Consider the following 17,221-nt stretch of genomic DNA (forward strand, 5'->3'; position numbering starts at 1 on the left):
TGGAAATGAAGCAAAGAACCAAAGTGGAGATTGAGTCCCGGTTTGGTTCTTCCTTCCAGATTATAGATCCTCAGTTAGCAGTCTCTTCAGAAAATAAATCATCTCAATCCGCGATGTCGGGGGGGCAGTATTCCGTTATGTCTAGCCCTGCTGTTTCTTTAGCTGAATTCAATGCGCTTAAAGCTATCTACAACAGTTCAGGAGGGGTTGGTTGGTCAAACAAAGTAGGTTGGACCACAGCCGGTTCTCCTCCCGATGTTAGTGGCTGGTATGGCATCACCGTAGATGCTGCAGGCCATGTGGTTGAGTTGAATTTGTCAAATAATAATTTAGTGGGCACTCTTTCAACGGCTATTAGTGGTTTGACTTATCTTAAAACGCTCAATGTGGATGGAAACAACCTGACAGGATCCATACCGACTACACTTGGTACTTTGACAGGGCTAAATCAGTTAATTTTGAGTAATAATGATTTTAGAAATGGAATTCCTTATCAGATTGGTTCTCTTACCAATATCTTGTATTTGAATATTTCCAATAATCCGCTATTAGGAGGAAGTATTCCTACACAGTTAGGTAATCTCTCCCAGCTTCAGGCGCTCTTGTTAACCTATTCGAACTTGTCGGGAGGTATTCCCTCCTCCCTCAGATATCTCACCTCACTAAGCGTACTCTATCTAACAGGTAATGAATTGGCGGGTGCTATTTTTTCACAAATTAACCAGATGTCTTCTCTGCGGATTCTCCAATTGGGTGATAATAATCTTAGTGGAGCCATTCCTGCTACTTTATTGAGTACTCCTCATTTGGAGGAATTATCACTTTACGAAAATCAGTTTACAGGAAGTATTCCAAACGGAGCTACTGTTTTTACAGAACTTAAAGCCTTCGTAGCTTATGGTAGTGGCTTGTCTGGAGAAATTCCAGGATGGTTTGGAAATCAAAAATCACTTAACACGTTTAATATCGCTTATAATAATTTTTCCGGAGAGCTACCTTCGGGATTGATGGGGGAGGGTTCTTATAAACTGGAATTCAGAACAAACAACAACTCCAATTTGACAGGTAAATTGCCTGAAAAAGTAAGTGCAGTAAGTGGTTTGGTGGATATATCAAACTGTAATTTTTCCTTTTACGACTTTGTGAGTGTGTATAAGTCATTTTCCGGAAGTACGTTTACCTATGCGCCTCAAGGGTTAGTCGATGTAGCGAAAAACTCTTCCGAAAGAATAGGATTCGCTTTTGATTTTGTTGCTGAAGTAGACAGGGAATTCAGTGTGCCGTTTCCCAATGCAAGATATAAATGGTACAAGCTAGTCAATGGAAATGAAGTTCTTATGCAAGATAGCTCTCCAAGATCCAATTATAGATACACCACGCCTTTTTTGACAGATCCTGACTATGGGACATATTTTTATACCATTACCCACAGTGATGCACCATTGCTTACATTAAGGAGCAAAAACCATGTCCTCACTAAAAATACAGCATCTTTGGGTACAGTAGCGTTTGATGCATATAACCTTTTTTGTGCGGCAGGTTTTGAGCCTGATCTAAACTTAATTGAAGGCTGTACACCCTTATCCTATGAGTGGACATTCGGGGATGGAAATAGTTCAACAGACAAAACCCCAGTCAATGTTTATGCGGCAAATGGAACGTACCCAGTTACTCTGAAAGTAAATTTTAAATGCGGAAATACCATTCTATTTGAATTGTCAAATACCAGATCGATAAATTTTCAGGCAGCCACAATCTCTGAAAATGATTTGGAAACGGTAACAAGAGAAGTAATTGTCCCTACAAGTGGTCAGGTGATTAATTCCAGTGTCCAAACCTATGCAGAAGATTGGGCTAAGAACTTTAAGAATACAGACTTAGCAGATCTAAACAATTTTCAAAATGGAAAATCAGGTGTTTGGAATCCTCTTTCATCCTATTTTTATGATGGAGGGAGATCTTACTCCTCACAACCTGACTTATCCCAAGATGGGACATATTCCTTAAAGGGATTTTCGTACACAAACCCAGATCAGGATATTGATAATGGCTGGGTGTTGGCCAATAAAACAAATTCATACAGTGAAGAAGGGTTTGGCGATGAATCAGTAGATGTTCTGGGGATTTACAGCTCAAATTTGTATGGTTACAAAGGTTCCAATGTGATAGCCAATGCTTCGAATGCGAGACAAAGTGAAATTCTTTTCACAGATTTCGAAGATACCAATGCTGGGGTAATAGGTAACTGGAGGATTTCCCATTCTGTAACTAGTAAATTTAAGTCTGTTGAAGTAATTGGAGTTAGTAGGTTTCTAGCTGTTGTTGAGGCTCCTATGGAGGAAATAGCTGATTTTACATCCATTATACTTTTTCCTTTTATTAATTTTTCAGGCTCCAAACCAATAATCCGGTTGGAAGTTTTTTGTATGCAACCCTATCCGGGAAATCCTGAGCTAACAATTTTAGTAATCCCGTTTACAGACCTTACTATAGCTGAAGGTAGGGGGTATAGTCTAGGCTTATTTACAGTAGGTCTTGATAGTCCTGAAACGCTATTGTTTGACTCCCAATTTGCACATACGGGTAAGACAAGTATGAAGGTGGTGAATCCTACCGAGTCCATAACACAGGACCTTTTAAGTCTTCAGCCTGCTAAGAAATATTCTTTCTCAAGTTGGGTTTCCAATGGCCAATCAGTAACATCCGTAATCTCAGATCCAAACCAGTTTGTTGAACTGATATTTGAAAACGGGGCGGGTACAGCAATTTCTTCCATTAAATTCCATCCGGCTCCAAATTCCATTGAGAAGTGGAGAAAAGTTGAAGGAGACTTTATTGTACCTACCGGTACCAAGCGCATTAAGACCAAATTCTCGAAGGGAACAAGTGCGGCAATGTGGATAGATGATGTGAGGATAATGCCATCCGATGCCATGATGAAATCTTTTGTGTATGACCCTACGACGTTACGGCTTTCCTCAATTCTGGACGAGGATAATTATGCAACGATCTACTTCTATGACGAGGAAGGAAGTCTAAGGTTGCTTAAAAAGGAAACAGAATCAGGAATAGTGACCATTACCGAAGTAGAACAATTTTTAAAAACCAATTGATTTTTATGGAAAGTTTAAAAGGATGTTTTAGAAAAGCCAAACTGATTGGATTGGCCCTGTTTGCATTGGTTTTTGAAACAGGTTTTGTGGGTAAGACTGAACCTTTGGCAATTACTTCCCCCACATCTTTCCAAGCGGGATTGGCTTCTCATAATTCGGTGAAGCTAACCTGGACCTATTCAGGAGAATCTGCAGATTCGTTTATAATAGAAAGAAAGGTTAATAGCGGGAGTTTTGCCCAGCTGACGACAGTTTCAGGTACATCAAGTACTTATACCAATACAGGATTGACAGTCGGAAGTACCTATACCTATCGTATTAAGACCAAAAAGGGGACTTTGTTTTCTCCCACCACCCGAGAATTGAGCATTAAAATTCCTGACAACAAAAGTTTTATTCCTGCAGAGCTACTAATTACCCCTGGTGGAATTTCATCTTATTTGCCGATCGAGCATGTACTTCCATGGAATAGTTTTTCTACAGGTAATACCTTTGATGTATTCCAGACACCTCCCTGTCTGACCGGACAGTATTATGTAGGGTTTGAACTGAGTTATGACCTGGGAGATTTTAACACCGAAGAAGATTGGAAAGCAGATCTTCAGCTTAGTTTTTTGGATAATGGGGTGACGAAGTGGACTAAACCTTTATCTATATCATCACTCTCGGGCACCTGGACAGGAGTGGTTTTCCATGACGTAGCTCTTTCCTGCGGAGGAGACTATAAGTTCAAGATCCAGTCCAAGTCCGGGACAGGAATTGTACCTAATGCTCAAATCCGACTTACTGAAAAGTTGTACAAGAAAGTAGGTAACACTTTCAATCCCGCCCAACTACCCGTATTGACTGTTGGATATGCGAGTAATATATCAACGTTGAGTTGGACAGTTCCTAATGCAGATTTTAGAGAGTATGATCTGGAGTGGGTATTCATTTCCAGCTACGATAATTATAGCGGCAATACAGCCGCTGCTGCCTTTGCCCACAGAGAAGGAGTAGGTGTCAGATTAACCTCAAACAGCTATTCACATCCCATATTTTATCCAACGGGCAAATTGTATTACCGTGTACGCTCGGTGGGGTACCATCCTGACTATCCTGATAAAAAAATTTTGGGGGAGTGGTATTATGGTCCGAATTCAGGTTTGGCAATATCAAATCAGCAGACTGCCTATAACTGGCAAATTAGGACTGATTATATCGAGGGAGGCAGATACAAAAAAACAGTGAACTACCTGGATGGTACACTTAGATCAAGACAACAAATAAGCACCCTGAGCGGAGGGGATAATACGCTAGTTTCAGAGACTTGGTATGATTTCGAGGGACGGGAAGCGGTACAGTTTCTTCCTTCTCCTGATCCTAGTACCAGCCTGAAGTTCAGAACAAAGTATAATCGGTTCAATACCAGTATAACTCAGATTCTACCGCATATATCCACTGATCAGACCAAGAAAAAGTACCACTATGACAATGGCGTAATAACCAATAATGGAATAAGCGGTAGCTATGGCACGGGCAAATATTATAATTCTACCAATGCCATGCCGATGATCAACAAAGCATATTTACCGCAGGCTCAAGGCTATGGAGCCGTGTTTACCGAATATACAACTGATGGGACAGGCCGTGTAAAAAAACAAAATCAGCCTGGAAGCAAATTTAGGATAGATGGTGACTTTACTACTCGAAAGTTTTATGGGCAGGCATTTCCAGAAGAATTAATCCGCTTATTCGGAACCAATGTTGGCGATGCGGTCCACTATCGCAAGGAGGTAATCGTAGATCCCAATAATCAGGCTTCAATCCAATATATTAACCAGGAAGGCCAGGTTGTGGCCACAGCTCTGGCAGGAGACAGCCCTCCCAATCTGGTAACTCCCTTAGCTGAGTATTCGTCTAGACAGACTGCAGGCTGGGGATCCGTGGTTTATGATCTGATTTCACATAACAAAACAAATGGAGGTAGCAAACTGGTGGACGCTTCCTTTGTGAATACCACAGCAAACACTCCATATACTTTTGCCTATTCATTATCAGGAATTGGAAGTGATCTGGATCAGGTAGGCTGTCAGGAATGCGAGTTTACCTTAAGTATGAGTCTCGTTGACCCGGATGGATTGATGGTAAGTTTACCTACAATAGCCGGTGATGAAGAACCTCTGGCGGAAATTTTCAAAAAATCCTTTACAGCTTCGGATTGTCAGGTAAATACTGATTTCAGCACCGTTACTATTTCAGTTAGCCTGCCCAAGATGGGTGAATACAGGATCATAAAGGAGCTGAAAGTAAAGGAGAAATCTTATGAGGAAATAATTTCGAAAATCCGAAGCAGCAGTACATTCCAGCAGGAAAAGCAGGCTGTAGAGAATGCGGCAGGCCAAGGTTTGGGGGACTGTGAAATCTGTGATGAATCCTCACCCGAAGCTGTGGATGCAATTATAGGAGCGATAGACGGGGTCGTTGAAGCAGAAATAGAAGGTGCTTTTGCAGAAATAAGAAGTGATGTGATGGAGCAGCTTTCGCCAGAGGATGCGGCTGACCCAGCTGCTGTGGAAGCAGCCATCCAGAATCACCCGAATTACTGTAAATATGAATTAATGAAGAGTAACAGGGGGTCAAGGAAATTTGAGCTGGAGCTGGTACAGATCTCAACGATGTCCCAAGCTATTGCTGGTGGATATATTCCCCTTCTGAATAAAGATCCTTTTTATGGTACGGGTGGAATTGGAGCATCATATGCAGATGACTTTTTTAGTAAACTTTTTAATATCACTCTTGGCAATGGTCTGAATGGGCCACTTTCTGCGGTAATTGACCCTGAGAATGTCTCTATGCGGGTGAATGCTTCCGGTGTTAAAGACGTAAACGGAAAACATATACTATACTATAACCTGCTTAGTAAAGGACTAAATTCACAAGAACTTCAAAGTGCATTGGATAGCGCAAAATGGCAAGTGTATTACTCTCTATATAACCAGGCAAGTAACGAATTGAAGTTAACTATCCCTCAGATATATTCATGTCCGGCATTTGAAGCACAATTTTCTGTGGGCAAAGAACTGCCGAAAACACTTAACGAGCTCGAACAATGGGTAAACCAGACGGAAATAATGGCACCGGTGTCTGAACAGGAACTTGATCAAGCCCTGGCTATGGTGCAGCTTGAATGTCAAGGAGATTATACGGAAGCTCAATTGACGACAATCAGAAATTCACTCGAAAACTATTATAATCAGAACAGGGAAGGGAACTATTTCAACCTGATTCTAACAGAGGATTTAAATGATCCATTACTAGGTCCAATAGCTTCTATTCTTCAGTCAAAAGGATGTAGTCTTTCCGCAATATCCGTTGATAATCCACTTAGCTGTTTAACTCAGGAGGATATTATGCTTCCTTTTTCTCCTTCTCAGCCTGGGGATGTTTGTTATAGTCCCCCGGGAATTTACCGAATAACAGAATTTTCTTCTAGCGCTGAGTCTAATAAAGAATTAGTAGAAAAGAACACACAGATTATTCAGGAGAAGAAAATTTTGGATAGTCTTTTATGGCTGAAAATGGAGGATGAACTGGAACGTATAATGCCGGATATTCCACAAAGCAAGGCTCAGTCAAGCCATTCTTTGAAGTCCATTTCAAATTCCAGTGCACAATCAAATCTTCCTAGTGCTGCAGAGTATCAGGCTCTAATGGATTTCTATCAGGCGACCAATGGAAGCAATTGGGTAAACAATTCTGGATGGAGCACTGCAAATCCAGCAGTTATTGAAGATGTTTCCAATTGGCATGGTGTTTATACAGATGATAATGGCCATGTTATTTGGTTGATTCTTTGGCAGAACAACCTAAACGGGTATCTGCCTGAGAGCTTTGGGAACCTTACCTATCTTGAGCATCTACAGCTTGTTCGCAATCCTTCCTTAGGAAATTTGCCGCAAAGTTTGGGCAATTTGAATAGGATTGTGGAATTGATCCTGTATTCTAATCATTTAACGGGTTCTATTCCAAGTTCTATCGAAAATATGACTGCACTTAAGAGTGTGCATTTATATGTAAATGACTTAACAGGTAGTATTCCACCTGGTATTTCAAATCTTGAGAATCTGGAGTTTTTCAGTGCCTACGATAACCAATTAACCGGCCAATTACCAGTTAACATTGGTAATGCTTCCAAACTATTTGGACTGTACCTCAATGGAAACCAGTTGTCAGGTTCATTGCCAGCTTCTATTACTAATCTTAAAAGGCTTGAAGAACTCAGAATCTACTCAAATCAATTTTCTGGGCCTTTACCAAATAATTTTAGTGATTTAACAGAATTGAAGTCCCTGTTCCTAAACCAAAACCAGTTTACAGGACCGTTGCCTTCATCGCTCGGCAACCTAAATAAGTTGGAGAGAATTTGGATACAGGATAACCAGTTTTCCGGAATAATACCCTATAGTATTGGTCAACTTCTCAGTTTGGATACATTCTTTGCCTATAGGAATAACTTTGGCGGTGAAATTCCGACTTCAATCACTAGTTTAACAAACTTATATAATTTAGAGCTAGGCGAGAACGAGCTATCTGGATACATTCCGAAAAATATAGGAAATCTTATAAACTTAAGATCACTTACCCTTAATGACAATCAAATCAAAGGGAGCATTCCTTCTTCTATATGTAATCTTGTTAACCTGACTAATTTATTGCTTCATGGCAATAAATTATATGGGGATATACCATCATGCATTTTCGATTTTAATATTTCAAACTTAACATTACGCTATAATAATTATTTCTTTGAAAATCTAGTTGAAGCAGAGGAAAATGCTAGTAACTATTTTCAATATGCTCCCCAAAATCTCCCCGGAGAAATGGATTCTTTGATTTTTATAGCAGGAGAGCCAATAGAAATTACCGGAGATGTAGGCAACTACCAAGGATCCCCAAATGTGTATAGATGGTGGAAAAATGGCGCAGCTGTTTCAGATCCAACTGAAATAGAGCCAGAATTACACATTTCATGCCCTTATAACCAAACTGATTGTTCTTCCCCTTGTGAAGGGATTTATTATTTAAATGTAACGAACCCTGATTTTCCCGGTGCTTCTCTAAATGGTCCTGGAGTAAGAATTGACATCGTCCCTGGTGTTGTCCGAACAGTCTGTACCTCTTACCAGCTTGACCCAGCTTTCAACCCGTGGTTGAATTCTGTCACCTATATCCCCGACTGGGAAGATGTGGTGGAGCGTTGTGTGGCTGAGCGGGATACCTTACGAGTGAAAATCCAGGAGGCTGCTGTAGAAAAACTGGAAAATACCTGGCTGGAATCCTACTATAGATCTGCCACCACCACTTGTCTGGATGATGCGACGGAAACTCTAAACATGACAGTGACCAACAAGGAGTATCACTACACCCTGTACTACTATGATCAGGCCGGTAGTCTGGTGCAGACCGTTCCTCCGAAAGGGGTAAAACCTTTGACGACTAGCCAAGTGAATCAAGTAAAAGCTGGAACTGCAGTCAATCCAGCCCACGAATTGCCTACTAAATACCGCTATAACAGCAAAAACCAACTGATTTGGCAGTCCAGTCCGGATGGAGGGATTTCCCAGTTTTGGTATAATGCCATTGGCCAACTCAGACTTTCCCAGAATGCGAAGCAAGCAGCAGCCAATGCCTACAGCTACAGTAAATATGACCGTTTGGGAAGAGTCACCGAAACAGGGGAGCTGGTAACGACAGAATCGATTGCCACTCTGAAGGAGAAATTCAGTGAATTGGATTTCCCGCAAAGACCGGCTTATAGCTGTCAGGATATCACGATTACGGGATATGATTCGCCCAAGACCGGTTTGCATCTGAAATTCACCCAGGAACACTTGCGGAATAGGGTGAGCTACACTGCTCACTTGGAGAAAGGCAAGGCCGATACCCTGCTGACCGCCTACAGCTATGATCCTCACGGGAATGTGAAGAGCCTGCTCCAGCAGATCCCAGGTCTTGCCCATAAGATCACCTCGTATAAGTATGACCAGATCAGCGGCAATGTGAATTATGTGTTTTACCAGCCGGGTACGGCGGAGCAACTGATCCACCACTATACCTATGATGCGGATAACAGAATAGAAACGGTGCAGACCAGTACGGACGGATATATCTGGTCTACTGATGCGACCTATTATTATTACCCCCATGGCCCGCTGGCCAGGGTGGAACTGGGAGAGCATAAGGTACAGGGTTTGGATTACTACTATACGCTTCAGGGCTGGCTGAAAGGAGTGAACATGCCAGGAGGAGGAGACCCGGGAGGGGATGGAACTGGTACGATGCGTACAGGCAAGGATGCGATGGCCTTTGCGCTGGGGTATTTCAGTGGGGATTATTCGCCGATCACCGCAGGAACTGTTCTCACGGACACCCGGGATGCGCTTTGGACCAGAACCTCAACGCTTAACAGCAACACAGGTGTATATAACGGCAATATTAGCTGGATGAATACCGAACTGGCAGGTTCCCAGGATCAATACGACATGCAGGCTATGGTGTATAAGTATGACCAGCTGCACAGGATCGTACAGGCAAGAAGCTTAAGAGAATACACGACCAGCTTTACCAGCAGAACTGCATCCACTGCGAAGGCTTACGATGCTACCTACACGTATGATGCGAACGGAAATCTGCTAACTTTACAAAGAAGAAATGCAGCAGCAGCCTTGCAGGATAACCTGACCTATGGCTACTATGCGAATTCGAACAAGCTGAGGCAGACGGCCTCTTCGCAGGGGGATAACTATACCTACGATCAGATAGGCAACCTGACCAAAGACGTAGGCGATGGAATCACCAATATTGAATGGACTCCATCTGGTAAAGTCAGGAAAGTAACCAAGTCTTCCGGTTCTCCGATAGAGTTCCGCTACGATGCAAGTGGCAACCGGGTAGAGAAAAAGCAGGGAACGGCTATCACTAGATACGTCCGAGACGCATCAGGAAATGTGATGGCAGTGTATCAGGCAGATACCCTATCTGAGCGCCCGATTTATGGTTCGTACCGATTGGGGAATCTGGCCTATGCTTCCAAGCCTGGATACAGGACGGTAGGGTATAAACAATATGAGCTATCTAACCATCTTGGGAACGTGCTTACTGTAGTCTCTGACCGCATCCATATGGACAGCCAGAACACCTGGACTGATGTGATCTCACGTTCGGACTATTATCCGTTTGGAATGGAGATGGCTGGCAGGACGGAGAGTGCCGGATATAGATATGGGTTTAACGGCAAGGAACAGGATAGTCCCGGCATGGGAGGAGGAGGAAACACCTACGACTATGGCTTCAGGATCTATAATCCGAAAGTTGCGAAGTTTTTAAGTGTGGATCCGTTGGCACGTGAGTTTCCATGGAATAGTACCTATGCTTTTGCAGAGAATGATGTAATTAGAAGTATTGATTTAGATGGATTGGAAAAGTTGATTGCTACCAAGGAAACAGCGCCATTTATAACAAATTTTATCCAAATATTGAATTCAGATGATGTTTTGGTAAGGGAGGTCGCAGGTCCAATAAGCAAGAAGGAATTACGAGAAAAAGTGCACACTTATTTTGTAAGGAATAAAATTTTCCCTTATTCAGTATCTTCAAGATCGAATGGCGCTACTCTTAGACCTAAAGATGTTCAAAAAATGGTTCAAGATATAACAGAGTATGACACGGGTGATAAAAGGAAATTCCATAGTCCCAAAATAAATAGAGATAAAAAGTTTTTCGAAGATGCAGGACTTAATTTCAATGTAATTAAGGAAAAGATTGATAATGGAATACAAATTAGTATTGTTGTGTTAAATAGAGGTAGATCAGAAGAGCAACAGGAATTAACTCTTTTACATGAGGCCTATCAACATTTAAAGAAGTTGAATGATTCAGACTTTAAAACAGACCATCTTGAGAATTTTGGGAGTGAGCCTTATGCTAATGGTTTAAACCCTTATTATTCACCAGAAACTACACCTCCTAACAGTAAAATGGGGAAAATAGAGACCAGATATGATAACGCAAAAAAGAAAATTCGCAAAAAAGATTCTAATTAGTGCATGTGTTCTTATATGTTCTTGTACCTCTCCTGTCACAAAAACTACTAGTTCGGTCTTAGATTTATTGAATAATAATAGAGATAATAAATATTTTGAATGTTCGTCCGATTTATTTAATGAGGTTGATGATTTTCGAATTGGATTCTCAGATAAAAAAGATTTTGAATTTGCAAAGATTTTCGAAAGAGACTCTTTAATAAATAATACTTGTTATAAGTTGTTTTATTTAAAATCAAAGTCAAAGGAATTACTTGGCTACTGGGGAGAAAGAAATGATAGTATTTTATATGTTCCTTATAGCCCAAAGGCATGTGTTGTAACTGAGTATTTAATTTATCAAAGTGATTTGGATAGTTATTTTAATTTGAAAAAAAATTCTTGTGTTGAAGAAGATGTATTTGACTCTGTAATTGGTAATGGATATTCTTATAAAAGAATTGTGTCTGGAGATGGCTTTGTAAGTTTGGCTTTTTATGTCAACCCATTGGAAGTAGTTGATATTACCCAATCGGCCCATTATTTTGATTCTGCACCTCTTATTCTAAATATTGATTATAGTAAAGGAGTGTCTCTTTTTATGTATGATTTTGATTTGGATAAGCAGCCAATTATTCCTTGGGTCGATCAATTAATCTCATCTGAACCCGATCTGTAAGGAATTTTTAAATTCGGTACAAAAAAACATTATCTAAGTTTATTGATCTTGGCCTACGGAAATGCAAAGGCATTTTTGAATCGTACTTTGACTGGATAATCGTGTAGGGAAAGGTGAGTCCTGGGTAAAAAACCGTACAGAGGTTTTTGAGTGTGGATCCATTGACCAAGAGCTATCCGATGCTCACACCGTATCAGTATGCCAGCAATACGCCGATACAGGCAATAGACTTGGATGGTTTGGAGGCAGTCAGGTATCCAGGAGTGGGGACCACAACGGAAATGCTCCAGAAACCGACCGAACAGGAGGTCAAAGAAGTATATAGGGCATACAGGGGGATTGCTTTAGGTGTTTATGACTTCTTCAGCGCTTTCCGCCCCCAGATGGCAACAGAGTCTGTTGGTCCAAATTATATTCCAATTTATTCTGAGGCAAAAGACGCTTATAGGGGAATCTCCAACACTATCGAGCATGGGTCGATTGAGGACAGGTTCAGGCTGGGGACAGTTGGAGCATTGAGTATTTATGGAGGTGTCGAAGCATTCTCCAAGTTCAGAATGCCTAATAAGGTGGGTATTCCTAGGTCGGTTAAAACTCCTTATGGTGAAGCTGTCCAATCCTTGGCGGAAGAGGCTTTGAGCATGCGCTCGTATGTTGAATCAGGAGGAAAATTATATAGAATCGGTACCACAGGTAAAAGTCAAGCGGCGGAAGCACAATTTTGGGCAACTGAAAACCCTTTATCCAACCCGGAGGCATTTTCAGTAAAATACGGAATTCCTGTAGAAAATATAACGAATGCCAACTTTATAGAAATAGGAACTTTACGACCGGGAAACAATTTTATAACAAGACCCGCTCCTAATGCACCTGGGGGGCCACAGGGTGGGGGTGGTGGAATAGAGGTTGTAACACCGGCTAGTGGTGTTAAGCTTGAATCCTTTAACACAATTAACAAATGAATTACATGTTAAAAATAGATCATATAATAGAAGTTTTGGTAGGAGCCAAGGCGTTATCGTGTTCTGAAGAGATCACTGAGCTGAAATCTTCAGCAAGTACAGGGACGGAACTGTTGATGACGGTCGCACACAGGTTAAAGCAAATGATTGAAGAGGATAAAAAGATAGAGGGATTAGTTGGGGAAGAAGTTCGTGACTTGGTGTTATTTTGCGACTCTATAGGGCTTAGTATAAAATAAGGAAGCTTTTTAGATTGAAAAGTGAATGCTACTTATAGGGGCGCCTATGGATTTTAACTGTCTGGTATTGAGTACAGAATTTTTTGGGGCTCATCATAATGATCCAGCTTTTTTGATTCAAATGAATGCCACGCAGTGAAGGGGATTTACTCTAAATCCATAAAGGTTTTTTGTTCAGATGAAAAAGAAAAAGTCAGGTGTTTTTTTCTATCTTGGCCAACGGAAGTGCAACGGCATTTTGGCAGCGTTCTTTGACTGTAATGTCGTGTAAGGAAAAGTGAGTCCTGGGTAAAAAACCGTACAGAGGTTTTAGAGTGTGGATCCGCTGACCGGTTCATATCCGATGCTCACGCCTTATCAATTTGCTAGTAATAGGCCAATTGATGGGATCGATTTGGATGGTCTTGAGTATTTGAATTCGAATATTTCAACCATAAGATTGGCGAAAGGAGAAGCTATTATTAAAGTCGAGAATTTGAGCTCAACTACTCAGGAAATCGTTGGTAAATTTAACGCAGATACACGGTTTTGGAATGGCGGGATTGGTATGAGTACTTCAATTAAGTCTTATGGGACTGAAGAAAAAGTTGGCTCCAATACTTATCCATTTTTAGAAAAAAAGAATGATGATTTAGGCCTTGAAGGAAGTATTAAACCATTTGAGAATAATTACAAAATTAGAATAGGGATTCGTAAGAATAGGTTTGGTGTTGAAGATCAGAGGTTTAGTGAGAAATTTGTAAAGAATAACCCCGCATCTATATTAATTGGGAGAAGAGCCTATAGAAGTGTAGCTTTATTAGAAGTTGGACGATTAATTTTTAACGAAATACAAATTAATAATTGGGCGAGTGATAAGTCTAGAATAATTGAGCATGTTACCTTAGGAGAAAGAGCAATGTCAGATGTTAACTTTGCTTATGAGCGTGGTTTAATAGATATAAAAATTCCATCCTTTTTAAATTTCAAAGGATTTGAAAGCATGAAGAAGGACTATATTTCAAATAGTTTATATCAAATTTCGAACTTTGTTCTGCAAGGAGAAGATGGAGGGGATGCAAATGTTAAAGAACAGGGTGAAATTGTTTGGCAGAAAGTATCAAAAAAATAATGTTTAGATTTTTGTTATGAAGAAATTTTTATACGTCCTATCCATTGTCTTGCTATTGACTTTTATTTTGTTTGTTATTTTTAGAAAGCAATTTGATTTACTAAAAGAATTGGATTTGTTGAAAATTGAATTGAGAGACGTGAATGAGAATGAATTTGATTTTACAGATTTCTATATCTTGGAGGATGCGCTAGATTCGATTATAGATAATGGAGGTTATGAGGATGCAAAAAGTATTATTGATAGTCTATTAAATAATGGAATTAAGGAGGAATTTAAATATTCGTTTTATTTTAGAAAAGGTAAAATATTATATCTACAATCAAAATATCCAGAGGCTATTCAATATTTTAATTCAGCGATAAATTCTACACAAAAATTGGAGTTGGAATCTTATTTTTGGAGAAGTTTTTCTTTAGCCAAAATTGGAAAGTGTGATGAAGCTCTTGAAGATTATAAATTTGTTAATTTTCATAGTTTAAAATATAAGGATTTTGAAGGCGAACTATATGAAATTTGTGATAGTCTTTAGTCTAGGAAAAGTGCGGCTGGGATAAAGAACCATACAGAGGTTTTAGAGTGTGGATCCGTTGACCAAAACGTATCCGATGTTGACTCCGTACCAGTTTGCTAGTAATAGACCTATTGACGGAATTGATCTGGATGGATTAGAAAGGGTACATTATAAATATGCATTAGAAAAGCAGGAATCAGGAGAAGTTGTACCAGTATTTAATTTTCTTGGTGTCCAAAAGAGCCGTGAGGTTCAAGTGTCAACTGTACTAGGGATTTTTGGTTGGAATCCTACTTTTCATTTTCCTCTAGAAAAAGAGGTTATTGTGCATGCTGCTACTGAAAATGGAGGAGATATAGGGTACAGGTTTCCAAATATGAAGGAAGCTTTTAAAGCTGCTAAATCTGGTTTTGAAAACATTGACCCGTTTGATCCAAACAGAACTACCAATGCAGAGGAAATGCGGTACAATGATATGATTGGTACTTCTCAGGCTTTTGGTCAGATTGGTGAGGCAGCTGTTAATTTTGGGATCCAGAGAGGGTTGAAGAATTTAGATTCTTCAAAGGCTGGACTTCAGCTTGAAAGATCTGCTGTGGATGCAATGGGGAAAGGTTATAGCCCTGTAAGTGAAGTTGTTGTTCCGATCAAGAATACAGAATTATTAAAGAAATTGAATATATCTTCAAAAGGAGATTGGGTTAAAGTTTATGAAGCTGGTACTCAAAATGGAAATAAAATTGAAACCCATTACTTCCGGAATAATTCTACTCAACAAGTTTTTGATGTTAAGGTAAAATATAATTATTGGCATCAGAAATCATTTAAAAAATTAGAATAATGAACTTAACTATAAATGATATAGAAGATTGGCAGGAGTCAGAAAAACTTTCAGATGATATAAAGAAAATAATCAACATCCTACTTGCTGCAATAAATGATTGGCCTAAACCAATTGCTACGTTGGCTGAGTATGAAATTGAAATTAGTAAATTAATAGGTTCCGAAGCTGATAAAATCAACATAAAGGAATACATTTCAAAAGCTGACTATTCATTAAATGCTTGGGAGACAGAATCTTTATTTCAAATATTAGAGGTGTTTACACACTATGAGAATGAAAAAACTTTGAAACAAATTATAGAAGAGATCGAAAATAAAATAGAAATTTTATGAGTGATACCTAAATAGAAATAGTCGTTCATCTATTAAATGCATAGGTATTCTGGAAGCGTTCTTTGACTGGAAAACCGTGTAGGGAAAAATGCAGTTGGGGTAAAAAACCGTACAGAGGTTTTAGAGTGTGGATCCGTTGGCAGAGGATTTTCCATGGAATAGCCCGTATGCTTTTGCAGAGAATGATGTTATTCGAAATGTCGATTTAGATGGACTTGAAAAAGTTGAAACAAAGTTCACTTTTACTACTGGAAAACCCAAAGTTCAACTAATTAACTCAGAAATAACAATTGTTAATGCCAATGCTCCTCGTGAGGAAATTTTTAAAATTCAATTAGCAAATAGAATCTATACAGCTAATAGCTACAAAACTCTTGAGGGCAGAGATAATGGAATAGATGAAATTGGTGATTTTTCTGGAATTTCAACTTTACAAAAAGAGGACCTCATTTCAGCTTTGGGATATGCTTCATATATAATAAATGACGTTTACAATGGAAATGTTGAGCAGGCTACAGCTTTACAATCAAATGCATTTAGGGGGTCTGGAAAAGAATTGGATTTTAAGAGTAAAATGTACGATTTAAGGTTAATAGGAAGAAATCAACTACTTGAGATAGATGGTGTAACCTATAATGCTAATGAAGCTGGGAATTATTTGTGGGGTTTGTCTTTAGAATATCACGCATCATTTATTTCTCCAAATGCAATCGCTGAAGCGGGAAGCCAAATCCAAGGGAGGTCTGATGAGCCTCATGAACAGAAGGCAATATCCGCAGGAAGAATCAAAGCTCTAAATCTACTAAAGGATAATAGCATAAAAGGTGCAGTATTGGAAAGAAGAATAGAATATAGAGAAAATGCGAAGGATAAGAAATAGTGTTTTTAGGATTAGCTCAGTGATTTTTTTTGTCATTTTAATGGCCACTTGTGCTGAAAAAAATGATGAAAAGGAATATCTGCAACACTTTAAAGAGCGAAAGCAAGACTTTGAGGTAATCAAGGATTATTTAGTAAGCTATTATGGAAAGGATAGTGGGAATAAAGATTTAGGCAGAATGATATTTGTTAATCCGAATTTGCAAACACCTACATTGAAAATGGAAATAGTAGAAGAAAATTTGACAAGACTTATGGAGCAAGTACATGTTTCAAACATTCATATGGAAAAAGAAAATGAAATGTGCGATTCTTTGATTTATTTTGACAAATTATATTTCGAATATTATCAAAAAGGTTACCCTTCAGTATATTTTATATATGATACATGTAAAGAAGAGGAAATTAACTATAGATCAGAGACAATAAGAAAAGTCTCTCTTTCTGACCAGTGGCAATTACTTATAGATTCAAATTTCCCTTAA

11 protein-coding genes are annotated in these 17,221 nt (G+C 39.4%); all 11 read left to right on the forward strand.

Annotated features, from left to right (window positions below; translation table 11 throughout):
* Positions 1–5 precede the first annotated feature (5 nt).
* Entirely contained in the window at positions 6–3,113 is a 3,108-nt protein-coding gene (locus AACZ87_RS18245) for a PKD domain-containing protein (protein ID WP_339869278.1), read from the forward strand.
* 5 nt (positions 3,114–3,118) lie between these two features.
* A complete protein-coding gene (locus AACZ87_RS18250; protein ID WP_339869279.1) occupies positions 3,119–11,197 on the forward strand; it encodes an RHS repeat-associated core domain-containing protein in 8,079 nt (2,692 codons plus the stop codon).
* Positions 11,154–11,855 carry a hypothetical protein gene (locus AACZ87_RS18255; protein ID WP_339869281.1) on the forward strand — a complete coding sequence of 234 codons (702 nt, stop codon included), beginning with the start codon at positions 11,154–11,156 and terminating at the stop codon, positions 11,853–11,855. The genes AACZ87_RS18250 and AACZ87_RS18255 overlap by 44 nt, the downstream gene beginning before the upstream one ends.
* A gap of 179 nt (positions 11,856–12,034) precedes the next feature.
* Positions 12,035–12,817, forward strand: a complete 783-nt coding sequence (locus AACZ87_RS18260; protein WP_339869283.1) for a hypothetical protein — start codon at positions 12,035–12,037, stop codon at positions 12,815–12,817.
* 5 nt (positions 12,818–12,822) lie between these two features.
* Entirely contained in the window at positions 12,823–13,056 is a 234-nt protein-coding gene (locus AACZ87_RS18265; protein ID WP_339869285.1) for a hypothetical protein, read from the forward strand.
* A gap of 343 nt (positions 13,057–13,399) precedes the next feature.
* Positions 13,400–14,167 carry a hypothetical protein gene (locus AACZ87_RS18270; RefSeq protein ID WP_339869287.1) on the forward strand — a complete coding sequence of 256 codons (768 nt, stop codon included), beginning with the start codon at positions 13,400–13,402 and terminating at the stop codon, positions 14,165–14,167.
* Positions 14,168–14,183: 16 nt separating this feature from the next.
* Positions 14,184–14,699 carry a tetratricopeptide repeat protein gene (locus AACZ87_RS18275; protein ID WP_339869289.1) on the forward strand — a complete coding sequence of 172 codons (516 nt, stop codon included), beginning with the start codon at positions 14,184–14,186 and terminating at the stop codon, positions 14,697–14,699.
* Between the two features lie 76 nt (positions 14,700–14,775).
* Positions 14,776–15,522, forward strand: a complete 747-nt coding sequence (locus AACZ87_RS18280; RefSeq protein ID WP_339869291.1) for a hypothetical protein — start codon at positions 14,776–14,778, stop codon at positions 15,520–15,522.
* Complete coding sequence (locus AACZ87_RS18285) at positions 15,522–15,857, forward strand: hypothetical protein (RefSeq protein WP_339869293.1); 336 nt, start codon at positions 15,522–15,524, stop codon at positions 15,855–15,857. Before AACZ87_RS18280 ends, AACZ87_RS18285 begins: the two co-directional genes overlap by 1 nt.
* Before the next feature lie 136 nt (positions 15,858–15,993).
* The gene (locus tag AACZ87_RS18290) at positions 15,994–16,737 is read left to right on the forward strand and encodes a hypothetical protein (RefSeq protein ID WP_339869295.1); all 744 of its coding nucleotides are present in this window, start codon (positions 15,994–15,996) and stop codon (positions 16,735–16,737) included.
* Positions 16,718–17,221 carry a hypothetical protein gene (locus AACZ87_RS18295; protein ID WP_339869297.1) on the forward strand — a complete coding sequence of 168 codons (504 nt, stop codon included), beginning with the start codon at positions 16,718–16,720 and terminating at the stop codon, positions 17,219–17,221. Before AACZ87_RS18290 ends, AACZ87_RS18295 begins: the two co-directional genes overlap by 20 nt.

The sequence above is a fragment of the uncultured Algoriphagus sp. genome (genome assembly GCF_963974365.1).
Lineage (GTDB): Bacteria > Bacteroidota > Bacteroidia > Cytophagales > Cyclobacteriaceae > Algoriphagus.